Source organism: Colidextribacter sp. OB.20 (genome assembly GCF_009911595.1).
Classification (GTDB): Bacteria; Bacillota; Clostridia; order Oscillospirales; family Oscillospiraceae; genus Lawsonibacter.
This window is the reverse complement of record NZ_QWKG01000015.1, coordinates 1-20,361: the sequence shown is the minus strand read 5'-3', so window position 1 is coordinate 20,361 and position 20,361 is coordinate 1. Positions and strand designations below refer to the sequence as shown.

At 61.6% G+C, this 20,361-nt stretch carries 30 protein-coding genes; 4 read left to right on the top strand and 26 right to left on the bottom strand.

What is annotated here, in order from left to right; genetic code table 11:
* Position 1: 1 nt before the first annotated feature.
* The 24 genes from rplF to D1641_RS04445 form a co-directional block, all read right to left on the bottom strand.
* Complete coding sequence (gene rplF, locus D1641_RS04560) at positions 2–547, bottom strand: 50S ribosomal protein L6 (RefSeq protein ID WP_160663219.1); 546 nt, start codon at positions 545–547, stop codon at positions 2–4.
* Positions 548–560: 13 nt separating this feature from the next.
* Positions 561–959 (bottom strand): 30S ribosomal protein S8, encoded by a 399-nt coding sequence (gene rpsH / locus D1641_RS04555; protein WP_023346501.1) that lies wholly within the window; start codon positions 957–959, stop codon positions 561–563.
* A 521-nt stretch (positions 960–1,480) separates the two neighbouring features.
* Positions 1,481–1,666, bottom strand: coding sequence for a type Z 30S ribosomal protein S14 (locus tag D1641_RS04550; RefSeq protein ID WP_160663218.1), 186 nt, complete (start codon positions 1,664–1,666; stop codon positions 1,481–1,483).
* A 15-nt stretch (positions 1,667–1,681) separates the two neighbouring features.
* Positions 1,682–2,242: a 50S ribosomal protein L5 gene (gene rplE / locus D1641_RS04545; protein ID WP_160663217.1), complete on the bottom strand. Its 561-nt coding sequence runs from the start codon at positions 2,240–2,242 to the stop codon at positions 1,682–1,684.
* A 20-nt stretch (positions 2,243–2,262) separates the two neighbouring features.
* Positions 2,263–2,580: a 50S ribosomal protein L24 gene (gene rplX / locus D1641_RS04540; protein WP_160663216.1), complete on the bottom strand. Its 318-nt coding sequence runs from the start codon at positions 2,578–2,580 to the stop codon at positions 2,263–2,265.
* A 15-nt stretch (positions 2,581–2,595) separates the two neighbouring features.
* Positions 2,596–2,964, bottom strand: a complete 369-nt coding sequence (rplN, locus tag D1641_RS04535) for a 50S ribosomal protein L14 (protein WP_160637784.1) — start codon at positions 2,962–2,964, stop codon at positions 2,596–2,598.
* Between the two features lie 15 nt (positions 2,965–2,979).
* Complete coding sequence (gene rpsQ / locus D1641_RS04530; protein ID WP_160663215.1) at positions 2,980–3,240, bottom strand: 30S ribosomal protein S17; 261 nt, start codon at positions 3,238–3,240, stop codon at positions 2,980–2,982.
* Between the two features lie 16 nt (positions 3,241–3,256).
* Entirely contained in the window at positions 3,257–3,454 is a 198-nt protein-coding gene (gene rpmC, locus D1641_RS04525; RefSeq protein ID WP_160663214.1) for a 50S ribosomal protein L29, read from the bottom strand.
* Positions 3,454–3,897 (bottom strand): 50S ribosomal protein L16, encoded by a 444-nt coding sequence (gene rplP, locus D1641_RS04520; protein WP_160663213.1) that lies wholly within the window; start codon positions 3,895–3,897, stop codon positions 3,454–3,456. The genes rpmC and rplP overlap by 1 nt, the downstream gene beginning before the upstream one ends.
* Positions 3,897–4,760 (bottom strand): 30S ribosomal protein S3, encoded by an 864-nt coding sequence (rpsC, locus tag D1641_RS04515; RefSeq protein WP_160663212.1) that lies wholly within the window; start codon positions 4,758–4,760, stop codon positions 3,897–3,899. Before rpsC ends, rplP begins: the two co-directional genes overlap by 1 nt.
* A 15-nt stretch (positions 4,761–4,775) precedes the next feature.
* The gene (gene rplV, locus D1641_RS04510; protein WP_160663211.1) at positions 4,776–5,108 is read right to left on the bottom strand and encodes a 50S ribosomal protein L22; all 333 of its coding nucleotides are present in this window, start codon (positions 5,106–5,108) and stop codon (positions 4,776–4,778) included.
* Positions 5,109–5,122: 14 nt separating this feature from the next.
* Positions 5,123–5,395: a 30S ribosomal protein S19 gene (rpsS, locus tag D1641_RS04505; RefSeq protein WP_160663210.1), complete on the bottom strand. Its 273-nt coding sequence runs from the start codon at positions 5,393–5,395 to the stop codon at positions 5,123–5,125.
* A 16-nt stretch (positions 5,396–5,411) separates the two neighbouring features.
* Entirely contained in the window at positions 5,412–6,245 is an 834-nt protein-coding gene (gene rplB / locus D1641_RS04500; protein ID WP_160663209.1) for a 50S ribosomal protein L2, read from the bottom strand.
* A 15-nt stretch (positions 6,246–6,260) separates the two neighbouring features.
* Entirely contained in the window at positions 6,261–6,557 is a 297-nt protein-coding gene (rplW, locus tag D1641_RS04495) for a 50S ribosomal protein L23 (protein WP_160663208.1), read from the bottom strand.
* Positions 6,557–7,177 carry a 50S ribosomal protein L4 gene (rplD, locus tag D1641_RS04490; RefSeq protein WP_160663207.1) on the bottom strand — a complete coding sequence of 207 codons (621 nt, stop codon included), beginning with the start codon at positions 7,175–7,177 and terminating at the stop codon, positions 6,557–6,559. The genes rplW and rplD overlap by 1 nt, the downstream gene beginning before the upstream one ends.
* 19 nt (positions 7,178–7,196) lie before the next feature.
* Entirely contained in the window at positions 7,197–7,925 is a 729-nt protein-coding gene (gene rplC, locus D1641_RS04485) for a 50S ribosomal protein L3 (RefSeq protein ID WP_160663206.1), read from the bottom strand.
* A 209-nt stretch (positions 7,926–8,134) separates the two neighbouring features.
* Positions 8,135–8,446: a 30S ribosomal protein S10 gene (gene rpsJ / locus D1641_RS04480; RefSeq protein ID WP_160663205.1), complete on the bottom strand. Its 312-nt coding sequence runs from the start codon at positions 8,444–8,446 to the stop codon at positions 8,135–8,137.
* Positions 8,447–8,968: 522 nt separating this feature from the next.
* Entirely contained in the window at positions 8,969–9,727 is a 759-nt protein-coding gene (locus tag D1641_RS04475; RefSeq protein WP_160663204.1) for a hypothetical protein, read from the bottom strand.
* Positions 9,720–10,589 (bottom strand): permease prefix domain 1-containing protein, encoded by an 870-nt coding sequence (locus D1641_RS04470; RefSeq protein WP_160663203.1) that lies wholly within the window; start codon positions 10,587–10,589, stop codon positions 9,720–9,722. The genes D1641_RS04475 and D1641_RS04470 overlap by 8 nt, the downstream gene beginning before the upstream one ends.
* A 26-nt stretch (positions 10,590–10,615) precedes the next feature.
* Positions 10,616–10,960 carry a PadR family transcriptional regulator gene (locus D1641_RS04465; RefSeq protein ID WP_160663202.1) on the bottom strand — a complete coding sequence of 115 codons (345 nt, stop codon included), beginning with the start codon at positions 10,958–10,960 and terminating at the stop codon, positions 10,616–10,618.
* A 225-nt stretch (positions 10,961–11,185) separates the two neighbouring features.
* On the bottom strand, positions 11,186–11,662 hold the full coding sequence (locus D1641_RS04460; RefSeq protein ID WP_160663201.1) for a hypothetical protein: 477 nt from the start codon (positions 11,660–11,662) through the stop codon (positions 11,186–11,188).
* A gap of 44 nt (positions 11,663–11,706) precedes the next feature.
* Complete coding sequence (locus D1641_RS04455) at positions 11,707–12,957, bottom strand: tetratricopeptide repeat protein (RefSeq protein WP_160663200.1); 1,251 nt, start codon at positions 12,955–12,957, stop codon at positions 11,707–11,709.
* 15 nt (positions 12,958–12,972) lie between these two features.
* Positions 12,973–13,956, bottom strand: coding sequence for a hypothetical protein (locus D1641_RS04450; RefSeq protein ID WP_160663199.1), 984 nt, complete (start codon positions 13,954–13,956; stop codon positions 12,973–12,975).
* Between the two features lie 251 nt (positions 13,957–14,207).
* Positions 14,208–14,417 carry a helix-turn-helix transcriptional regulator gene (locus D1641_RS04445; protein WP_160663198.1) on the bottom strand — a complete coding sequence of 70 codons (210 nt, stop codon included), beginning with the start codon at positions 14,415–14,417 and terminating at the stop codon, positions 14,208–14,210.
* A gap of 90 nt (positions 14,418–14,507) precedes the next feature.
* On the opposite strand from D1641_RS04445, the gene D1641_RS04440 reads away from it, so the two are divergent.
* Positions 14,508–14,756: a hypothetical protein gene (locus tag D1641_RS04440; protein ID WP_160663197.1), complete on the top strand. Its 249-nt coding sequence runs from the start codon at positions 14,508–14,510 to the stop codon at positions 14,754–14,756.
* Here the strand turns inward: D1641_RS04440 and D1641_RS04435 are convergent.
* Positions 14,753–15,781, bottom strand: a complete 1,029-nt coding sequence (locus tag D1641_RS04435) for a glycosyltransferase (RefSeq protein WP_160663196.1) — start codon at positions 15,779–15,781, stop codon at positions 14,753–14,755. The two genes, D1641_RS04440 and D1641_RS04435, sit on opposite strands and share 4 nt — an antisense overlap.
* A gap of 132 nt (positions 15,782–15,913) precedes the next feature.
* Complete coding sequence (gene glf / locus D1641_RS04430; protein ID WP_160663277.1) at positions 15,914–17,113, bottom strand: UDP-galactopyranose mutase; 1,200 nt, start codon at positions 17,111–17,113, stop codon at positions 15,914–15,916.
* Between the two features lie 167 nt (positions 17,114–17,280).
* Here glf and D1641_RS04425 point away from each other — a divergent pair, with 167 nt between their 5' ends.
* The 3 genes from D1641_RS04425 (at position 17,281) to D1641_RS04415 (ending at position 19,715) form a co-directional block, all read left to right on the top strand.
* Positions 17,281–18,093: a 4Fe-4S binding protein gene (locus tag D1641_RS04425; protein WP_160663195.1), complete on the top strand. Its 813-nt coding sequence runs from the start codon at positions 17,281–17,283 to the stop codon at positions 18,091–18,093.
* A gap of 90 nt (positions 18,094–18,183) precedes the next feature.
* Positions 18,184–18,645, top strand: a complete 462-nt coding sequence (locus tag D1641_RS04420) for an RNA polymerase sigma factor (protein ID WP_160663194.1) — start codon at positions 18,184–18,186, stop codon at positions 18,643–18,645.
* The gene (locus D1641_RS04415) at positions 18,642–19,715 is read left to right on the top strand and encodes a hypothetical protein (protein ID WP_160663193.1); all 1,074 of its coding nucleotides are present in this window, start codon (positions 18,642–18,644) and stop codon (positions 19,713–19,715) included. The genes D1641_RS04420 and D1641_RS04415 overlap by 4 nt, the downstream gene beginning before the upstream one ends.
* The last annotated feature ends 646 nt before the right edge of the window (positions 19,716–20,361 follow it).

The window sequence follows — 20,361 nt, the reverse complement described above, 5'->3', positions numbered from 1 at the left end:
ATTACTTCTTGGCGCCGGTCTTACCAGCCTTGCGGCGGATGACCTCGTCAGTATACTTGATACCCTTGCCCTTGTAAGGCTCGGGGGGACGCTTCTCTCTCACTTCGGCGGCAAACTGGCCCACCTTCTGCTTGTCGCAGCCGTGGATGATGATCTTGTTGGGGCCGGGGACCTCGATGGTGATGCCGTCCTTCTCCTCCATGGTTACCTGGTGGGAGAAGCCCAGGTTCATCACCAGCTTGTTCCCCTCCTTGGCCACGCGGTAGCCCACGCCGTTCACGTCCAGCTCCTTCTTGAAGCCGTCGGTCACGCCCACCACCATGTTGTGGAGCAGGGTGCGGGTCAGGCCGTGAAGGGCCCGGTTCTCCTTGGCGTCGTTGGGACGGGTGACGTGGAGCACGCCGGCGTCCATGCTGATGGCCATATTGGGGTTAAACTGCTGAGTCAGGGTGCCCTTGGGGCCCTTGACGGTGACAACGTTGTTGTCCTCTACCTTGATCTCCACTCCGGCGGGAATGGCGATAGGAGCTCTACCAATTCTAGACATTCCTATACCCTCCTTACCAGATAAATGCCAGGACTTCGCCGCCGACATGGGCCTCGCGGGCCTTCTTGTCGGTCATGACGCCCTTGGACGTAGAGACAATGGCGATACCCAGGCCCCGCAGGACCTTGGGCAGCTCGTCGGCGCCGGCGTACACCCGCAGGCCGGGCTTGGACACCCGCTTCAGACCGGAGATGACCTTCTCCTTGCCGGCGTTGTACTTCAGCGCGATGCGGATAACGCCCTGGGTGCCGTCGTCGATCAGCTGGAAGTTCTTGATATAGCCCTCATCCAGCAGGATCTGAGCGATGGACTTCTTCATGTTGGACGCGGGCACGTCCACAGTGTCGTGCTTGGCATTGTTCGCGTTGCGGATACGGGTCAGCATATCCGCAATAGGATCGGTGATTTGCATTGCGTGTTTACCTCCTATAAAGATTACCGGAAACGGCTCGGCGCTTCTCGGTACAAGCGGCAAGGTATCGCGGGTTAGGTCCTTCCCGCGACCTGTTGACCGCCTCGCACCTGGTTGGGGCAGGCGCTTTTTAATATGGGAACGTCCCGGCCTGTACACGTAGGGCCAGGGCCTTCCGTCAAAACCGCATACGCGGGTTTGACCGTTCTTGTAGCGGGGCGGTCTCTGTGCCGCCCCACCGCCGGGGTTTGGAAATTCGGGGCGGCGCAGAGGCCGCCCCCTACCGTGCCAATTCCCGCGGCCATACCACTTTCCAGAGGTTTCTGGAGTTCATATGGTACACAGGTGTAAACGCACGGCTGCGTGTGGAGCAATTTAAGTTGTCCCACAGGGACACAACGATTGATTATACTCTTAAAAAAAGAGTTTTGCAAGGAAAATTTCGCCGGAACACACGAGCGTGTGGACAGAGATATGCCGGAACGGAGCTATTCTGCTCCGTTCCGGACATGTTACTCTTCTTACCAAGAGGCTTTCTTGACTCCGGGGATCTGTCCCTTATAGGCCAGCTCCCGGAAGCAGATACGGCAGATGCCGTAGTCCCGGAGATAGGCGTGGGGACGGCCGCAGATCTTGCAGCGGTTGTAGCGGCGGCTGGAGAACTTGGGCTCGCGCTGCTGCTTCAGGATCATAGACTTTTTCGCCATAATTCTTCCTCCTCCTTAGCGGCCCGCGAAGGGGGCGCCCACCAGCTTCAGCAGCTCACGGGCCTCCTCGTCGGTCTGGGCGGTGGTGACCACCACGATATCCATGCCGCGGATCTTGTCGATCTTGTCGTACTCGATCTCGGGGAAGATCAGCTGCTCCTTCACGCCCAGGGCGTAGTTGCCCCGGCCGTCGAAGGCGTCGGCGGAGATGCCCCGGAAGTCGCGGACGCGGGGCAGGGCCACGTTGAACAGGCGGTCCAGGAACTCCCACATCTTGCTGCCCCGGAGGGTAACCTTGGCGCCGATGGGCATACCCTCGCGCAGCTTAAAGTTAGCCACGGACTTCTTGGCCTTGGTGATAACGGCCTTCTGACCGGTGATGGTGGTCAGGTCGTTGACCACGGCGTCCAGCACCTTGGCGTTCTCACGGGCTTCGCTGCAGCCCACGTTGACCACGATCTTCTCCAGGCGGGGGATCTGCATGGTGGACTTATAGCCGAACTTCTGCATCAGAGCAGGAGCGACCTCGTCCTGATACAGCTTCTTCAGGTTAGGCACTTTCTTTTCCTCTGCCATTTCGATTCACTCCTCCTCTCTTAAATCTCGGCGCCGCACTTCTTGCAGACGCGGACCTTCTTGCCGTCGGCCAGCAGCTTGTGGGCGGGCCGGGTGGGCTTGCTGCACTTGGGGCACACGCGCTGCACCTTGCAGGCGTAGATGGGGGCCTCCTTCTGGAGGATGCCGCCCTGGTCGCCCTGCTTGCGGGGCTTGGTGTGGCGGGAGACCATGTTGACCTTCTCCACAATCACCTTGCTCTGCTCAGGCATCACGCTCAGGACCTTGCCCTGCTTGCCCTTGTCCTTGCCGGACAGGACGACGACGGTGTCGCCGCTCTTGATACTCAGTTTGTTCATCTCAAACGCCCTCCCTTACAGCACTTCGGGAGCCAGGGACAGGATCTTCATATAGTCCTTGTCGCGCAGCTCACGGGCCACTGGGCCAAAGATACGGGTGCCGCGGGGGTTCTTGTCGTCGCGGATCAGAACGGCGGCATTGTCGTCAAACCGGACGTAGGAGCCGTCGGGACGGCGCACGCCCTTGGAGGAGCGGACGATGACGGCTTTCACGACCTCGCCCTTCTTCACGGTGCCGCCGGGCTGGGCCTTGCGGACGGAAGCCACGACCACATCGCCGATGTTGCCGAACTTCCGCTTGGATCCGCCCAGCACCAGAATGGTCTTGATCTCCTTGGCGCCGGTGTTGTCGGCCACCTTCAAATAAGTTTCCTGCTGAATCATGCTGCCGACACCTCCTTATTTCGCCTTCTCGATGATCTCAACCACGCGCCACCGCTTGTCCTTGGACAGGGGGCGGGTCTCCATGACCCGGACGCGGTCACCCACGCCGCACTGGTTGAGCTCATCATGAGCCTTCAGCTTATAGGTTCTCTTTACGATCTTCTTATACAGAGGATGGGCCACGCGGTCGGCGATGGCGACCACAACGGTCTTGTCCATCTTGTCCGAAACCACCAGGCCGACTCTGGTCTTGCGGGAAGAAGTTCTGTTTTCCATCTTCTATCTCCTCCTCTTAGCGGCCTGCGAGCTGCTGCTCGCGGATGATGGTCTTAACCCGGGCGATATCCTTCTTGACCTGGGCGATCCGGATGGGATTGTCCAGCTGATTGGTGGCGTGCTGGAGGCGCAGGTTAAACAGGTCCTTCTTCAGATCGACCAGCTTGGTCTCCAGCTCCGCGGCGGACATTTTGCGAACGTCGTTGGCCTTCATTACGCCTCACCACCCTTCTCAGTCTCCACAGCGCTGTCCTCGCGCTTGATGATCTTGCACTTGACAGGCAGCTTGTGGCTGGCCAGGCGCAGAGCCTCCCTGGCGATCTCCTCGGAGACGCCGGCGATCTCGAACATGACACGTCCGGGCTTCACCACGGCCACCCAGTACTCGGGGGAGCCCTTACCGGAACCCATACGAGTCTCGGCGGGCTTCTCGGTCACGGGCTTGTCGGGGAAAATCTTGATCCAGACCTGGCCGCCGCGCTTGGTGTGGCGGGTCATGGCGATACGGGCCGCCTCGATCTGGTTGCTGGTGATCCACGCGGGCTCAGTGGCCTGGAGGCCGTACTCACCATAGCTGACAAAATTGCCCCGGCTGGCTTTGCCCTTCATGCGTCCGCGGTGGACGCGGCGGTATTTGACTCTCTTAGGGAGCAGCATTACTGAGCGCCTCCTTCCTTCGGCGTGTTGTCCCCGGCGGGACGGGGGCCCCGGTTAAAGCCCTGGCCCTGTCCGGCGGGGCGGGGGCCGCGGTCGCGGTTGAAGCCGCCGCCCTGGCGGTCCCGGTTAAAGCCGCCCCGGCGGTCGCCGTCTCTGCGGTCCCGGCGGGGCCGGTCCCGGCGCTCCTGATAGGGCTTGCTGGTGTCCAGCGTGCGGGGGGTGGTGCGCAGGGCCTGAGTGAGCACCTCGCCCTTGTAGATCCACACCTTCACGCCGATGCGGCCGTAGGTGGTGGCAGCCTCGGCGAAGCCGTAGTCGATGTCGGCCCGGAGGGTCTGCAGGGGGATGGTGCCGTCGTGATAGTGCTCGGTGCGGGCGATCTCAGCCCCGCCCAGACGGCCGGAGCAGGAGGTCTTGATGCCCTTGGCGCCGGAGCGCATTGCCCGGCCCATGGCGTTCTTCATGGCCCGGCGGAAGCCGATGCGCTTCTCCAGCTGCTGGGCGATGTTCTCGGCCACCAGCTGAGCGTTGGTGTCCACGTCACGGACCTCAACGATCTTCAGGTCCACGGGCTTGCTGGTCAGCTTGACCAGCTGGGCCTCAATCTTCTTGATATCCTCGCCGCCCTTGCCGATGACCACGCCGGGGCGGGCGCAGTGCAGGTAGATGCGGACCTTGGCGTTGTCCCGCTCGATCTCAATCTTGGGGATGCCGGCGCCGTAGAGGGTCTTCTTCAGGTAGTCACGGATCTTCTTGTCCTCCACCAGCAGGTCGCCCACCTTCTCGTTGCGGGCATACCAGCGGGAGTCCCAATCCTTGATGACGCCCACACGCAGGCCGTGGGGGTTAACTTTCTGTCCCATATTGTTCCTCCTCCCTTAGCGCTCGCTCAGCGTGATGGTGACGTGAGAAGTGCGCTTGTTGATCCGATAGGCGCGGCCCTGGGCCCGGGGCATGATGCGCTTGATGATGGGGCCGGGGTTGGCGGCGCAGGCGGACACATACAGCTTCTCAGGGTCCATCTGGTGGTTGTTCTCCGCATTAGCGGCGGCGCTCTTCAGCAGCTTGAGCACAGGCTCAGAGGCGGCCTTGGGGGTCTGCATCAGGATCGCGGTGGCCACGGCCACGTCCTTGCCCCGGATCAGGTCCAGGACGATCTTCACCTTACGGGGAGAGATCCGCAGATATTTCAGGTTAGCTTTTGCTTCCATCTCGTCTCTCCTCCTTACTTACCGGTCTTGCTGCCCGCGTGACCCCGGAAGGTGCGGGTGGGCACGAACTCGCCCAGCTTGTGGCCCACCATGTCCTCGGTGACATAGACGGGCACGTGCTTGCGGCCATCGTGCACAGCAAAGGTGTGTCCCACGAAGGAGGGGAAGATAGTGGAGGCACGGCTCCAGGTCTTCAGAACCTTCTTCTCGTTCTTTTTGTTCAGCTCATCAACCCGCTTCAGCAGCTCGGGGGCGCAAAAGGGGCCTTTCTTAACGCTTCTGCTCATCTTTTACACTCCCTCCTTATTTGCTGTCGCGGCGCTTGACAATAAACTTGTCAGTGCGGTTCTTGGTCTTGCGGGTCTTGTAGCCCAGGGCCGGCTTGCCCCAGGGGGTGACAGGGCCGGGACGGCCAACCGGGCTCTTGCCCTCGCCGCCGCCGTGGGGGTGGTCGTTGGGGTTCATGACCGAGCCGCGGACAGTGGGCCGCCAGCCCATGTGGCGCTTGCGGCCGGCCTTGCCGATCTGGATGTTGGCCCAGTCGGTGTTGCCCACCTGGCCGATGGTGGCCTTGCAGTTCTCCCGGACCAGACGCACCTCGCCGGAGGGCAGGCGGATCTGGGCCATGCCGTTCTCCTTGGCCATCAGCTGGGCGGCCACGCCGGCGGCGCGCACCAGCTGGGCGCCCTTGCCGGGGTAGAGCTCAATGCAGTGGATGGTCTCGCCCACGGGGATGTTGGCGATGGGCAGGCAGTTGCCGGGCAGAATGTCGGCGTCGGCGCCGGTCATGATGACGTGGCCGGCCTTCAGGCCGTTGGGTGCCAGGATATAGCGCTTCTCCCCGTCCTCATACTGGATCAGGGCGATGTTGGCCGAGCGGTTGGGGTCGTACTGGAGGTTCAGCACGGTGGCCTTGCCCTCCTTGTCCCGCTTGAAGTCGATAACGCGGTACTTCTGCTTGTTGCCGCCGCCGTGGTGGCGGACGGTGATGCGGCCGTAGCTGTTGCGGCCCGCGTGCTTCTTGAGCACCTCGGTGAGGGCGCGCTCGGGCTTGGCCTTCTTGTCGATCCCCTCGAAGGCGGACACAGTCATGTGACGGCGGGAGGGGGTTGTGGGCTTATAAGTTTTAATAGCCATTTTTCATTCTCCTCCTTACACCATACCCTCGAAGAACTCGATGGATTTGGAGTCAGCGGTCAGGGTGACCATGGCCTTTTTCCAGCTGGGCCGGCGGCCGGCGGGGCGGTTGCCCATGCGCTTCTCCTTGCCCTGCATGTTCAGGGTGTTCACCTTGGCCACCTTCACGCCGAAGATCTCCTCCACTGCCTTGGCGATCTCGATCTTGTTGGCGGTCTTGGCGACCTCAAAGGTGTAGCGCTTCATCTCGGTCTGCTCCATAGACTGCTCGGTGATGATGGGGCGCTTGATGATGTCATAAGCAGTAGCCATTACGCATACACCTCCTCGATGATAGCCAGCGCGGCCTTGTCGATGACCAGCTGCTTGGCGTTGACGATGTCATAGACATTGAGGACACTGGCGGCGGTGGTGACCACGCCGGGGATGTTCCGGGCGGACAGGACCACGTTCTTGTCCGTCTCGGGGGTGACCACCACGGACTTGGTGGCGCCGATGGCGTCCAGGAAGGTCTTCATGGTCTTGGTCTTGACCTCGTCCAGCTTTACGCCGTCCACCACCAGGATGGCGCCGGAGGCGGCCTTGGCGGACAGAGCGGACTTGAGGGCCAGCCGGCGGGCTTTCTTGTTCAGGCTGGCGCGGTAGCTGCGGGGCTTGGGGGCAAAGACGATGCCGCCGTGGGTCCACTGGGGGGCCCGGGTGGAGCCCTGACGGGCGTGGCCGGTGCCCTTCTGGCGCCAGGGCTTCTTGCCGCCGCCGGAGACCTCGGCACGGGTCAGGGCGCTCTGAGTGCCCTGACGGCAGTTGGCCAGGTGGTTCTTGACCGCCTCGTGGACCACAGCCTGGTTGGGCTCGATGCCGAAGATGGCCTCGGAGAGCTCGATCTCGCCGATCTGCTTACCGGCCATATCATAAAGGTTCGCTTTAGGCATGACTCAATCTCTCCTTTCCTTACTTGTTGCGGGCGGAAGCCTTCTGCGGGTTGACACGGGCGGAAGCCTTCTGCGGGTTGACGCGGCCGCCCTCGGCAGCGTGCTTCTCAACGATGGTCTTGACGGTGTTCTTCACATAGACGATGCCGCCCTTGGGGCCGGGGATGGCGCCCCGAACGGCGATGAGGCCCAGCTCCTCGTCCACCTGGACCACGTCCAGCTTGACGACGGTGACCTGCACGTTGCCCATCTGGCCGGCGCCGTCGCGGCCCTTGGCGATGTGGCCGGGGGTGGTGCCGGGGCCCAGAGAGCCCTGGTGGCGGTGGACGGGGCCGCCGCCGTGGGTGTTGCGCTTGACGGCCGCGCCGTGGCGCTTGACAACGCCCTGGAAGCCGTGGCCCTTGCTGGTGCCGGTCACGTCCACGTGGTCGCCGGCGGCAAAGACATTGGCGGTGAGCACGTCGCCCACCTCATACTTGGAGCAGTCCTTCAAGGCGAACTCCTTGAGAACCTTCTTGTACTCGGTGAGGCCGGCCTTCTTCTGGTGGCCCAGCTCGGGCTTGGTGAGCTTGCGCTCGGGAACGTCCTGGTAGCCCAGCTGAATGGCCTCATAGCCATCCTTCTCGGCGGTCTTCTTCTGCACCACGGTGCAGGGGCCGGCCTGGATCAGGGTGACGGGTATCACCCGGCCGACTTCATCGAAGATCTGGGTCATGCCGATCTTTTTGCCGATGATCGCTTTCTCCATTGGGATGCTTCCTCCTAATAAAGGTTATTGGTTGGGCGAGGTGACCATTGGACTGTCATTGCTCGACCAACTTGACCCGCCTGTCTCGATTGGCGACAGGCTGCGGGTACAACGGGGTTATACTCCGTAGGGCGCGACGACCTCGGCGCGCCGTTCCGGAATGCGGTGGTAAATTGCGGCGCGCCCGGTGGTCGCGCCCTACACGGGTCTTACAGCTTGATCTCGATCTCCACGCCGGCGGGCAGCTCCAGAGCCATCAGGGCCTCCACCGTCTTGGGAGAGGGCTTCACCACGTCGATGAGGCGCTTGTGGATGCGGCGCTCGAACTGCTCACGGCTGTCCTTATACTTGTGGACGGCCCGCAGGATGGTGACGACCTCCTTCTTGGTGGGCAGGGGGATGGGGCCGGAGACGTTGGAGCCGGTGCGCTTGGCGGTCTCCACGATCTTCTCGGCGCTCTGGTCGATCAGCTGGTGGTCATAGGCCTTGAGGCGGATGCGGATCATTTCTTTCTGAGCCATAGTGGGTGTTTCCTCCTTAATACGAATTGAGTTTCTTTTGTCCCTCGCTTCGTCGGTGGGAGCACTGTGTTCCACGCTTTCGTGCGTATCACTCCAGGCCACGAAAAAACCGGCACAGTGACAGGCCGGTTTTTGCCATGCCCGGCGATATACGCCGTGTACAGCACTCGCTCAGCCGCCCGATCGTCGGACATACTCCGCGGAAGTTACCGGCGTTCGCCGCAATCTCCCGCATCATCGCAGACAGCGCCCTTTCAGACGCCCCGTTATCATACAACAACAGGCCCGTGTGTGTCAAGGGGTTTTTCAAAAATATTTGGCAGATTTTTAAAGGAAGGGGGCGGTTTCTTTGTGCGTTTTGCGAATCGCGGACTGTAGGGGCGGACAAAGCCTCCCTTTGCGAAGGGAGGTGGCATTTGCGAAGCAAATGACGGAGGGTTTTCACCTGCTGAAACACACCAGCCTCTTTTAAGAGAAAACCCCCACCCGGCTTCGCCGGGAGCCCCCTTTGCGAAGGGGGCCTTATTCCTCCTCCGGCGACCTCAGCGCCGCACGGCCCAGCTCCATACCGGCGGCGTCATAAAATACCGCCTCCATCTCTACCTTCGCGCCGTAGCGGGCCCCGTCTTTCCTGTAGGTGCTCCAGCTCCCCACACACCTCAAAACCTCCTGCTCCAGGCTCCTCTCCGGCTCATCCGGGCCGGACCAAAGCTCATCCAGGGACCAGATCCGGAACAGGAAGGCGCCTCCTTTCAGCCGCTCCCCCTGGAAGAGGCGCTCCTTCTCCCAGTACTGGGGCATGCCGTCCTCCCAGTCCTCCGGGCCGCCTCTGTCCGCCTGGAAGGTAAGGCGATCGCCACCGCTCCTCTGTGTATAGGTATACCAGCAGCTCACCCTCAGGGCCAGCCGGGCGGACTCTGTGCCCTCGGGCACGTCCACTGCCACCACCCAGCTCTCATCGTGGGTAAAGCGCCGGGGCACCAGGGTGGGTCCCGCCTCCTGTCTGGGCCAAAAGACCAGCACGGGGCCGATGGTATCCCGCAGGATCACCTGGTCCCCCCGGGTTCCGATGACGATCCCCTTCATCCCAGTATCCTGAAACACCCCCTGGATTTCAGCGCGGGGGAGCATGTACTGCCGCTCCAGCCGCCGGAACTCCAGCTCCGCCGTGGGCAGGGGGTAGTCCGCCCGGGCCCACAGAGCGTACAGGCAGATCAGCGCCACCGCCAGGTTCCGGACAATCCGCCAGCCCCGGGGCAGGCTCCTCTTCTTTTTACCCATCCTGATCCCCCTCCTCCAGAGGTATGGTCAGCGACCATTGGACCCCCTCGTGGTCATATTCCAGCCTGATCCACTCCGTCCCGGGCGGGATGCGAATCACAGTCAGGTCGTAATCCCGCTCCAGCAGGCAGCCGTGCCCCGTGTTCACCGTCACGAGGTAGTCCTGCTCCTCCGGGTAATAGCCGGGGTACTCCCGGCCGGCGCTGTCCACTCCCCGGACCCACCGCAGGGCCTCGTCAGCCGCCGGCTCCCAGGGCAGGCCAGCCGCCCGCAGGTCGCAGAACAGCGTCCAGCTGCCCGGGTCTTGCAGGCTGTCCTGAAAGTGGAACAGCCCCGCCCGGGCCACCCGGAAGCGGTAGCCCGCCGCCCGGGCGCTGTCCCTTGGGTGGAGGACGGCCACACAGCTCCGCAGAGCTCCTCCCTCTCTGGGGTAGGGGCCGTCCGCCCGCCAGGGGTCCACCCCCGACTGGTAGCAGTCCTCCATGTAGCCGCCGGGGATCACCACCGCCCCCTCCGGCGATATGATCCCATAGCGGTCCACCAGCGCCCCCACCCCGCACAGGACCACAGCCAGAAGGACCGCCGCAATCGCCAGCACCTGGCTGGCCGTCCACAGATATCCCAGCCATGGCTTGTGGACCTTCGCCAGGGAGGTCTTCAGCTCCTCCGGGTCCCCCATGGCGGACAGGGCCCGCTCCTGAGCCTCCTTCTCCGGGATATCGGGAAAGACCCGCGCCAGGTCGGCGGCCTTGTCCTCCAGGTGCTCCAGCAGCTCCTGCCGGACCTCCGCCCGGTCCGGGCCGAACCGGATGCCGGACACGGCGATGTCCAGCCATTTCAACACACTCAGGTTGTTTTTCATGCTTTCCGCCTCCTGTCGTCCGTCCCTCAAGCCAGGGCGCTGGCCCCGCCGGACAGCACGCCGTCCACCCCCTGCCGGAAGGCCTCCCACTCCGCCCGCTTGTCGTCCAGCAGCTTCTTCCCCTTCCGGGTGAGCTTGTAATACTTCCGCACCCGCCCCGTAGGGGCCTCCTGTTGGTAGGAGGACAGGCATCTGTCCTTCTCCAGGCCGTGGAGGATGGGGTACAGCGTCCCCTCCTTCATCTGGAACAGGTCGCTGGACCGGCGGGAGAGCTCCTCAATGATCTGATAGCCGTACATGTCGCCCCCCTCCAGCAGAGACAGCACCAGCATGGTGCCGCTGCCCGCCATCAGGCCCTTGTCAAATTTCATGTTTACCATCCTTTCTTTCAGACATCTTCCGGGGGTGTTTCCCAGGACACGACGACCAGGCGCGCCGTTCTCCTGAATCCCCCGCGCCATCGTGCGGCGTGCCGGGCCGTCATGCCCTACGCCCTCCGTATGCAGATTACCTAGATTCTCTAGGTATAGTATACCTCGAAGCTCTAAGTATGTCAAGGGCAAAAAAACTCCTCCCCGAAACGGGGAGGAGTGCAGTCAGCCGCCTCTGGCTCTCTGGAGGAAGGCGGAGATAGCCGTCTTGCCTGAGGTGACAAAGTATCCCTTGTTGTCGATGTTGATAAAAGCGGAATAGGAGTCGCTTTCGTATGATCCGTATGACAGAATCAGCTCGATGGAAGCCCGCTGGTATGAGCCGTCCTTTTGGGGCAGAGCAAGATACAGGTTCGCCAGGTCCGCGTTCAACGCGCCGTTTTTATAGAATACCGGGCCGGATACGGACACCTGGTGGAGCAGGGGGCCGAGAAGCGGAGCGGAGGGGGACAGCATCTCCTCCTCCGGGCCGGACCAGCTGCTGTTGTGTCCCTGAGAGATATCGGCGCAGGTGCAGTATGCGGTCCCATTTGGGTCCAGGTCCGGGTCCAGCACATCCCAGATGCTCCTCGGCCGAAAATAGAGGGCGGCCAGCAGGACTGCCAAAATCACCAGGGCATATTTAGAGATCCGTTTTATCATACGCTTCCCCTTTATCATGCTTTCCCCTCCGCAAGCGGAGCCAGTTACCGTCTCACCCACTTGCCGAAGAGGGTCTTTTTAAACTTCAGCAAAGCCTCCTGTGCGGGGGTGTAGTTCTTGCACTTCTGGAAGTACTCCACGCCCTTTTTGATGTCCTGGGGGACGCCCAGGCCCTCGGTATAGATGGTTCCCAGTCCGTAATTGAGCAAATTCGTGCTGTAATCCACCTCCTGGAAGAGCATCAGAGCCCGGGCCGGGTCCTTAGCGCAGCCATAGCCAAAGAGATAGCAGGTGCCCAGCATATCGTTGCCCCAGGTATTCTTCTGGCTGTGGGCCTGCTCAAAGAGCTGGACCGCCCTGGCATAGTCCTGGGGGATGCCGTCCTTGCCGTTGAACAGCAGCTCTCCCGCCCGGTTGGCGCAGCCGATCTGCCCGGGGTCCTGGAGGCCCAGCTCATAGCATTTCATGGCCTGGGCGCAGTCCTTGGGCACCAGCTTCCCCTCGTGGAAGGTCTTGCCGATGTAGTACCAGCTGGACAGCTGGCCCTGCTTGGCGGCGGCGAAGTACAGCTCCAGAGCCTCCTGGGCCCGGCCCTCCCGTTCCAGCAGGAAGCCGGCATACCGCTCCTGCCAGTCCGGGTAGCCCTTCTCGGCGCCCAGGCGGGCGATGGCCTCCGCCTTGGACTTGTCAGGCTCCATAACCCCCTCCTCCCCGTCGTAATAGAGGTTATACATGTTCCGGCCGGCAAAGCCCATGCCCCCCTCAAAGGCCCGTTCAAACCAGGGCAGGCACTTCAGCTCATTCTCCCGCAGCCACTGGCCGAAGGCCGCCTTGCTGGGGAAGTCCTCCAGGCTCTTGTTCTCAATGCGCACGATGTCCAGCCAGAAATAGGTGTTGCCGATCATGTTCATGGCGAACAGGCACCCCGCCTGGGCCTTCTCATACACCGCGTTCCAGACCTCCCGAAGGCTGGGGTAGTGGGCCTTCATGGCCTCCTCCATCTCGGGGGTGAGCATCCCGCACCGCATGGCCCCCAGCACTCCCATGGCGCTGCCCAGCGTGATGCTCTTCCGGATGAGCTGCTCGGTGACGTCGTTGTCCGCCTGGAAGGGGTGGTAGTCCCAGCTGTACTGGGGCCCGGAGGTGCACCGGGACAGGATGTAGGCCGCGTCGCCGTCGCCGTTGTTGGCGGCCTCCGCCAGGGGCTGGAGGACAGCGGCGGCCCGCTCCTGGTCATAGCTGTAATAGATGGCCTCAATGGCGCTGTCCACCACGTCGCTGAAATATTTGCCCATGATAATCCGCTCCTTTTACTCTTTTTTCTTGGCTTCTTCCCATATTTTCCCGATATCCTGCCGGGGGACGCCCGGCTTGGGCGGGGCGGGGGTATAGCTGCCCCGGGGGTGCTCCCGCTCCTCCTCCCGGGCCAGCCGCTCATTCCGGCGGCGCTGGAAGTCCCGCTCCATGGCCTGCCAGTCCTCCTCGGTACGGTCCACAAACCTCGCTATGCGGGCGTAGCCGTCGAAATGGGCCTCCGGAGCCCGGAGACGCAGGCAGCTCACCGCCGCCTGAAGCTCCGCCGGCTTGCGCAGGCCGGTGGACTGGATCTGCCTGCGGTCGTCCACAATATACAGCTCAATGATCCGGGCGGACTGATAACGGCCGTTGATATAGCGGGATTTGATCTCATCCCGGGCAAAGACCCCCCGGACACGGGCAATGGAACTCACGTCGTCCCCCAGGACCCACTCCCTGCCGATGGCTACCCGGTCGAACCACTGGCCGTTTTCCTGGATGTCCCTGTCCACCATGGCGAACAGCTCCTCCACAGGAGGGGCCTCGTCAGGGTAGGGCAGCTGAGAGCGGATAGACTTTGCCAGCCGGCTTCTCGCCGGGAAAAAGGCGTCCCGCAGGTCCATCCAGGTCTCAATCACAAAGCAGACCATAAAGACCGCGAAGCCGCCGCCGCTGACCAGCCAGACGGCCCAGTCCATGAGCTCCTCCTTCTCCTCCCCGAAGCCCATGAAGAACACCACCCCGCAGCCGGCGGCCAACAGCAGATACAGCAGCGACCACAAAAGCCGGGCCAGCCGCTTTCGGGTCCGGTCCAGGCAGTAGCCCCCCTCAGGCGCCTCGTCCGGGTGGCGCTTCTTCTGCCACCACAAAAACAGGGCGGCCAGCAGCGCGCTCCACAGATAGCCGATTAAATATCCGGCTCCCACCACAAACACGCCGCAAGCCACCCAGTTCCAAGGCCATTTCAGACGGAACCCGCCCTTGTTCCCCTGGTCCATCCCTTACACGCTCCCTTCAGCCCCGCGCGGGGCCGGTTTTCAGTCCTAGTGTAGCACCAGCTTTTCCCGAAATCAACTCCAATTTCGTTCAGACGGTCCAGCTCTCAGATCCGCACCCTAAAGCCTCCTCCGCCCCCCGTAGGGCGGGACGACTCGGCCCGCCGCTCTTTCAAATACCACGCGGTTCGGTGAGGAGGCGCGCCGGGGTCGTCGCGCCCTACACGCATTGCCGCCCCTTGCGGGGACGGGGGTCAGGGCGTGTCGGACCGCCCGGCCAGGTAGTCCAGGGAGACACCATAGTAATCCGCCATGCGGATTAAAACGGACAACTGGGGCTCTCTCTCCCCATATTCATACCGCTGATAGGCGCGGACCACAACGCCAAATTCCTTAGCGACCTCTTTCTGGGATAAATTGCGGCCGTCTCTCAGTTGAATCAATCGCTCGGAAAATACGGACATTTAAAAATCTCCTCTTGACAACGACCAAACGAGCATATATAATAAATACATGCTCAAATGGTCATACAGCATATTTCTGGGGGAATCACAATGGAATCCTTAGTAGAAATTCTCGCCCAATACGCGGAAGAAAATCTTGTCAGCCGCATCCTGCAACAGCACGCCCCGCAGATCAGGGCGGCAAACTCCAGAGCCGAGCAGCTGGCCCAACAGCTGAAAGCCCTCAGCCCGGAGGGGGTGGACCAGCTGAGGAACGAGCTGGACCGCGTCTCTTCCTGCCGGGAGCAGGCCTTTCTCCTCTCCGGCATCTCTATCGGCCTGAAGCTGGGGCAGCTTTAGTTAAACTTGTAAATCTTCCGGGCCAGGCGGTACAGGGCCACCGACAGCTTCCGCCCCGGAGCGGTGGGCAGGTTGGTGGCGGCGGGGATGGCGAAATAGCGCATCCGGGCATAGAGTCCGCTGTCCACAGTACGCAGGTATTCCCACAGCCGGGTCCGCTTGCCCAGAGACTCCGGACTGCCCTCCATAGTGAGGAAGATGGAGGAGATGGTCATCATAATGGCCAGATAGTTGTACATATAGCGGGCCAGCTTCTTGTTCTGCTTGGCCACGAAGCGCAGGTTCCAGCAGTCGATCATATGGTAGTTCACCCGCAGCTGCTGGTCCACCCGGCCCATCATCACGCTCTCGTTCACACTCTGATCCGCCCGGCCGATGAAGTAGCGGTACAAATCCACATCCATATAGTAGATGTTGCGCACCAGGGGCAGGGGCTCATATACAAAGATGTTGTCCACATAAAAGGTATGCTTGGGCAGCTCCATTCCGCTGTCCCGCAGAATCCGGGTGCGGTAAATCACCGAGTGCATCAGCAGATACTGCCCCGGCTTGAACCGCCCAATGTGCTTCCAGCCAAAGACCCGGCCCACCGGGAACACGTTGCGGTAGTTCACTGTGCGGCGCGTGTTGTCCTCTACGTGCTCATAGACATAGTTGGCGATCATCAGGTCGATGGGCTTTTCGTCCCGGGTGAACTGGCGCAGCTTGTCCAGCACCTGGCCGAGGGCGTCCTCATCCAGCCAGTCGTCTGAATCCACTACCTTATAATAGATGCCCCGGGCATTCCGGATGCCCTGGTTCACCCCCTCGCCGTGGCCGCCGTTAGGCTGGTGGATGACCCGGATGATGTCCGGGTACGCCTCCGCGTAGCGGTCGCAGATGGCCGGGGTGTCGTCCTTGGTGGAGCCGTCGTCCACCAGGATGATTTCAATGTCGTCCCCGCCCTTGAGGATGGTCTCGATGCAGTGCTCCATATACGCCGCCGAGTTGTAGCAGGGGACGGCGAAGGTGATCAGCTTGTCCATTGGTCTGATTTCTCCTTGTCGATTTTTCTTGATGTGGCCCGCAGGGCGGGACGACCCGGCCCGCCGCTCTTTCAAATACTACGCGGTTCGGTGAGGAGGCGCGCCGGGGTCGTCGCGCCCTACGCACGTCCGTTACAGCCGCTCCGCCAGCTCCAGCGCCCGGGCGGCGATGGCGTCCATGTTGTAGTATTTATACTCTGCCAGCCGGCCCAGCAGGTGGAGCTGTTGCTTTTTGTCCGCCTCGGCCTTGTATTTGGCGTAGAGGGCGTTGTTCTCCGGGTTGATGATGGCGTAGTAGGGGGTCTCCCGGGGGTCGCCGGTATAGGGGCGGGAGAACTCCTTCACGATGGTGGTCACCCCGGGCAGCTCCTGGCCGGTGAGGTGCTTGAACTCGGTGATCCGGGTAAAATCCTGGTCCACGGTATAGTTGACGGTGCCGTGGGTCTGGAAGGCATCCTGAGGCAGGGTCTCGAACTGGAAGTCCAGGGTCCGGTAGGGCAGGCGGCCATAACACAGGCCGAAAAACTCGTCCAGGGGTCCGGTGTAGATCAGGGGGCAGGGCAGAGGCGCTCCCGCCCCCCGGAGAAAGATGTCGTACTCCTCCAGGGAGAGATACTGCCGCACGTCGGTATTGAGAAGGACCTCGATGTTGGGGTGGTCCAGCATCTTCTCAAACATTTTGGTGTAGCCCTCTGCCGGCATCCCCTGGTAGGCGTCCTGGAAGTAGCGGTCGTCCCGGGACAGGCGCACCGGCACCCGGGCGGTGGTGTTGGGGTCGATGTCCTCCGGTTTTTGGCCCCACTGCTTCATGGTGTAGTGGACAAAGACATGCTCGTAGACATAGTCCGCAATGGCGGCCACCTCCGGGTCCGGGTTCTGCCGCAGTTCTAAAATGGTCACCTGGCTCTGGGCGGGGTAGGCGGCCAGGAGCTTCTCCCCAAGGCGCCCGCCCTCCCGCTCCCCAAAGGCGTTTTTCAGGGAATCCAGGTTAAAGGGCACGGGGAAGAAAAACCGCCCGTCCGTCTTCTTATGGGCGGGAACAACCTCCGGATTGTCCCTGGGGACGTTGGCAATCACCCGATGCTGGTAGCGCCGCCACTCCGTAAATCGGGACAAAAAGTCGAAGACCGCCCTGTTGTTGGTGTGGAAAATGTGGGGGCCGTATTTGTGAATCAGCACCCCGTGGTCGTCCAGGCAGTCGTAGGCGTTGCCCCCGATGTGGTCCCGGCGCTCCAGCACCAGCACCTTCTTCCCCCTCTCCGCCAGAGCCCGGGCGGACACCGCCCCGGCATAGCCCGCTCCCGCGATCCATATGTCATACCGCTCCAAAATCAAATTCATCCTTTCCAGACGCCCTCACAGGCGGAAATTTTTTCATCCCGTATAGTATAACACAATTTCCCGGGAAAACAAATTAAAGTTCTATTAAGTCAATCCCCCTTGCATTTCCCTGCCGCCTCCGGTACAATAGGGGCAACAATATGGAAGGAGGAGCGCCTATGAACATCAAACGTGTCTGCGCCCTGTATTTCAGCCCCACCGGGGGCACCGAGAGAATCGCCCGGCAGACAGCCGGAGAGCTGGGCAAAAGGCTGGGCCTGGAGCCGGAGTACATATCCTTCACCAAACCGGCAGAGCGGGAACAGGAGCACCGTTTCGGCCCTGGCGACCTGCTGGTGATGGCCTCGCCGGTGTACGCCGGCCGGCTGCCCAACAAGCTGATGCCCGAGTACAAGGCCAAGATTTTCGGGGAGGGGGCTGTCGCCGTTCCCCTCTGCGTCTTTGGCAACCGCAGCCCTGACGAGGCCCTGCGGGAGCTGATCCTGCTGCTGGAGGGCAACGGCTTCCGGATTGCCGGGGGGGCCGCCTTCGCCGGGCGGCACGCCTTCTCTGACAAGGTGGGGGAGGGCCGGCCCGACGGGGAGGACCTGGCCGAAATGGCCGACTTCGCCGCCAACATCGCGGAGAAGCTGGCCGGGGAGGACCTCCCTCTCCTGGACATGGACCGCAGCGGGATCGGCCCCTACTATACCCCCCTGAAGCAGGATGGAACCCCCGCCAAATTCCTGAAGGCCAAGCCCCTCACCGACTGGGGGAAGTGCTCCCGCTGCGGGGCCTGCGCCCGGGCCTGTCCCATGGGCAGCATCGACCCCAGCACCATGGAGGCGGTGGGGCTGTGCGTCAAGTGCCAGGCCTGCGTGCGCAAGTGCACCCGCCGCGCCAAGTACTTTGAGGACGGTGACTTCCTCTCCCACGTGGCTATGCTGGAGCAGAACTACACCCGGCGGGCGGAAAACCATATTTTGCTCTGATTTCAAATCTCCGGCCCGGGCCGGAGATTTTTTGTTACCTTTTGCCCCGCTCAGACGTAATAAAGACAGAGGAACAAGGAGGTGAGCCCCATGTCCCAGGCCGAGGAGCTGTTCGCCCAGGTCTATGAGACCTACGGTCCAGCGCTGTACCGCTTCTGTCTGATCCAGATGAAAAACCCGGCGGACGCGGAGGACGTACTGCAGGACGTCTTTATAAAGCGGCTGTATCAGGCCCCCAGATTCAAGTCCCCGGAGCACGAGCGCAACTGGCTCTACCGGGTGGCGCTGAACCTGTGCCGGGACGAGTGGCGGAGGGGCCGCCGGTCCGAGCTGCCCCTGGAGGCGGCGGCCGGGGTGTCTCTGCCCCCGGAGGAGCTGTCCCTGCTGGACCAGGCAGCCAACCTGCCTGAGAAGCAGCGCACCGCCCTGCACCTCTACTACTACGAGGGATACACCGTCCGGGAGGTCGCGCGGCTTCTGGACGTGACAGTCCCCACAGTAAAAATGCGGCTGAAACGGGGCCGGGAGGCCCTGAGAAAGGAGTGGACATGAATCTGTATCACGACGCCATGGACCACTGCGCCCCGGACGAGGGCCTGCGGGGGCGCTTGGAGCAAGGAGTCCTGTCGGCCCGGCCGGAGCGGGCCAGAACCTTCCGGCCCCGGCGGAAAAAGACGGCGGTGGCCCTGCTGGCGGCGGTCCTCCTGCTGGCCACCAGCGCCACCACCATCTGGGACCCCCTGTTTGTCCGGCGCTTCGGGCCCCAGGCGGCTCTGTCCGCCCTGGGCGGGGCGGTGTTTCAGGAGGTGGATCTCACCTCCGACTGCGACGACGTGTCCCTGACGGTGACCCAGGCCCTGTGCAGTGACAAGACCATCCACTATATCCTGGAGTACCGCCTGCCCGAGGGCGCCCCCCAGGAGGGCTACCGCTTCCCCGACCTCTACTACTACGGCACCGGGAACTACACCTGGGAGGAGCTGCGGGACAAGTGCCAGGACGATTGGAGCGGGCTGGACTGGACCACCCTCACCTCCTATGCGGAGTATATCCAGAGCGAGGACAACCCGCTCCAGCCCTTCCGGCTGAAGCGGGAGGGGGGCTCCGGCTCCTTCAGCGGCAAGGCGGAGGACGGCGTGCTGTCCTTCTGCTTCAGTCTGGACGCCGGCCAGGGGGTAGATTTGACACAGCAGCCCCTCACCATCCTGGTGACGCCCCCCTACACCCAGACCGAGGACGGAACCCGGACCGCCGTCACTGACCACCCGGCTATCGTCACCTTCCAGCCCGCCTACGACGGGCCCCAGGCCCGCAGCGCCGTGCTGGAGGAGGGGGACGTGAAGATTACCGCCACCCTGTCCACCTTCTCCCTGTCTCTGGAGGCCCAGGGTATGGACTACCCTTGGTATGATGATATGGTGAAGGACACCCGGCTGGTCACGAAGGACGGCCAGGAGAAGGCCGTCAGCCTCATGGGCTTTACCAGCGGCGGGAGCGGCATTCTTGCTGCTGATTCCAGAGAGGCAACGGAAGTCAGCACTACCGTCCACTTCATCGGGATCACCGATATCAGCAAGTTTACCGCCATCCGCATGGGGGATTATGAGATTCCCCTCAGCTGAATTTGTAAGCGCAAGGGCCGCCCCGGCTGGGGCGGCCCAAATGCAATATATGAGATAAATGAAAATTTTAAAAGCAGAAGCGAAAAATTATACATTTTTTCTTGCTTATCTCAAAATTATTTGTTAAAATAAGCAACACGAACCTGGCTGTTCAGTTAGGCGCTGTTTGAAAATGGAAATATGCACAGTGGCGAGGGATTTTTCTGTCAGACAAGCACAATTTTTCGCAGGAATACTGGATGTATTTCAAGAAAAATTGGGGCAGTATGGCGGAAAAAGACCCACCCCTTGGGCGTATTGACATTTTTCAAACAAGCCCTAGCCAAAGTTGAAATTATTTAGCTTGGACAGGATACTTTGGAAGTAATAGGATAGGATGATATGTAATGGTAATGAAGTTTCTTCAAATGACTGGACGGGTCGGAACACTGTTTTTGCTGGTATGTGTGATTCTTTCCGATTTTGGGATTATACCTCCAAACGGAACTGAGTTTTCTCGCGTCATACTGCATTTGTCCGTTATAGTTCTCGTCATTGGACAGATACTCGATATCAGGCGTTCAAAGAAAAAATAGCAAATAAGAGTCCAGTGGTATGAAGTCAAGAGGGAAATAAGGAAAAATTCAGAGAAAAAAGAGTGTGGAAG

What these genes read in the sequence shown, in the direction of transcription:
- rplF (WP_160663219.1), bottom strand. Translation starts at nt 547, where the DNA reads ATGTCTAGAATTGGTAGAGCTCCTATCGCCATTCCCGCCGGAGTGGAG.
- rpsH (WP_023346501.1), bottom strand. Translation starts at nt 959, where the DNA reads ATGCAAATCACCGATCCTATTGCGGATATGCTGACCCGTATCCGCAAC.
- D1641_RS04550 (WP_160663218.1), bottom strand. Translation starts at nt 1,666, where the DNA reads ATGGCGAAAAAGTCTATGATCCTGAAGCAGCAGCGCGAGCCCAAGTTC.
- rplE (WP_160663217.1), bottom strand. Translation starts at nt 2,242, where the DNA reads ATGGCAGAGGAAAAGAAAGTGCCTAACCTGAAGAAGCTGTATCAGGAC.
- rplX (WP_160663216.1), bottom strand. Translation starts at nt 2,580, where the DNA reads ATGAACAAACTGAGTATCAAGAGCGGCGACACCGTCGTCGTCCTGTCC.
- rplN (WP_160637784.1), bottom strand. Translation starts at nt 2,964, where the DNA reads ATGATTCAGCAGGAAACTTATTTGAAGGTGGCCGACAACACCGGCGCC.
- rpsQ (WP_160663215.1), bottom strand. Translation starts at nt 3,240, where the DNA reads ATGGAAAACAGAACTTCTTCCCGCAAGACCAGAGTCGGCCTGGTGGTT.
- rpmC (WP_160663214.1), bottom strand. Translation starts at nt 3,454, where the DNA reads ATGAAGGCCAACGACGTTCGCAAAATGTCCGCCGCGGAGCTGGAGACC.
- rplP (WP_160663213.1), bottom strand. Translation starts at nt 3,897, where the DNA reads ATGCTGCTCCCTAAGAGAGTCAAATACCGCCGCGTCCACCGCGGACGC.
- rpsC (WP_160663212.1), bottom strand. Translation starts at nt 4,760, where the DNA reads ATGGGACAGAAAGTTAACCCCCACGGCCTGCGTGTGGGCGTCATCAAG.
- rplV (WP_160663211.1), bottom strand. Translation starts at nt 5,108, where the DNA reads ATGGAAGCAAAAGCTAACCTGAAATATCTGCGGATCTCTCCCCGTAAG.
- rpsS (WP_160663210.1), bottom strand. Translation starts at nt 5,395, where the DNA reads ATGAGCAGAAGCGTTAAGAAAGGCCCCTTTTGCGCCCCCGAGCTGCTG.
- rplB (WP_160663209.1), bottom strand. Translation starts at nt 6,245, where the DNA reads ATGGCTATTAAAACTTATAAGCCCACAACCCCCTCCCGCCGTCACATG.
- rplW (WP_160663208.1), bottom strand. Translation starts at nt 6,557, where the DNA reads ATGGCTACTGCTTATGACATCATCAAGCGCCCCATCATCACCGAGCAG.
- rplD (WP_160663207.1), bottom strand. Translation starts at nt 7,177, where the DNA reads ATGCCTAAAGCGAACCTTTATGATATGGCCGGTAAGCAGATCGGCGAG.
- rplC (WP_160663206.1), bottom strand. Translation starts at nt 7,925, where the DNA reads ATGGAGAAAGCGATCATCGGCAAAAAGATCGGCATGACCCAGATCTTC.
- rpsJ (WP_160663205.1), bottom strand. Translation starts at nt 8,446, where the DNA reads ATGGCTCAGAAAGAAATGATCCGCATCCGCCTCAAGGCCTATGACCAC.
- D1641_RS04475 (WP_160663204.1), bottom strand. Translation starts at nt 9,727, where the DNA reads ATGGGTAAAAAGAAGAGGAGCCTGCCCCGGGGCTGGCGGATTGTCCGG.
- D1641_RS04470 (WP_160663203.1), bottom strand. Translation starts at nt 10,589, where the DNA reads ATGAAAAACAACCTGAGTGTGTTGAAATGGCTGGACATCGCCGTGTCC.
- D1641_RS04465 (WP_160663202.1), bottom strand. Translation starts at nt 10,960, where the DNA reads ATGAAATTTGACAAGGGCCTGATGGCGGGCAGCGGCACCATGCTGGTG.
- D1641_RS04460 (WP_160663201.1), bottom strand. Translation starts at nt 11,662, where the DNA reads ATGATAAAACGGATCTCTAAATATGCCCTGGTGATTTTGGCAGTCCTG.
- D1641_RS04455 (WP_160663200.1), bottom strand. Translation starts at nt 12,957, where the DNA reads ATGGGCAAATATTTCAGCGACGTGGTGGACAGCGCCATTGAGGCCATC.
- D1641_RS04450 (WP_160663199.1), bottom strand. Translation starts at nt 13,956, where the DNA reads ATGGACCAGGGGAACAAGGGCGGGTTCCGTCTGAAATGGCCTTGGAAC.
- D1641_RS04445 (WP_160663198.1), bottom strand. Translation starts at nt 14,417, where the DNA reads ATGTCCGTATTTTCCGAGCGATTGATTCAACTGAGAGACGGCCGCAAT.
- D1641_RS04440 (WP_160663197.1), top strand. Translation starts at nt 14,508, where the DNA reads ATGGAATCCTTAGTAGAAATTCTCGCCCAATACGCGGAAGAAAATCTT.
- D1641_RS04435 (WP_160663196.1), bottom strand. Translation starts at nt 15,781, where the DNA reads ATGGACAAGCTGATCACCTTCGCCGTCCCCTGCTACAACTCGGCGGCG.
- D1641_RS04425 (WP_160663195.1), top strand. Translation starts at nt 17,281, where the DNA reads ATGAACATCAAACGTGTCTGCGCCCTGTATTTCAGCCCCACCGGGGGC.
- D1641_RS04420 (WP_160663194.1), top strand. Translation starts at nt 18,184, where the DNA reads ATGTCCCAGGCCGAGGAGCTGTTCGCCCAGGTCTATGAGACCTACGGT.
- D1641_RS04415 (WP_160663193.1), top strand. Translation starts at nt 18,642, where the DNA reads ATGAATCTGTATCACGACGCCATGGACCACTGCGCCCCGGACGAGGGC.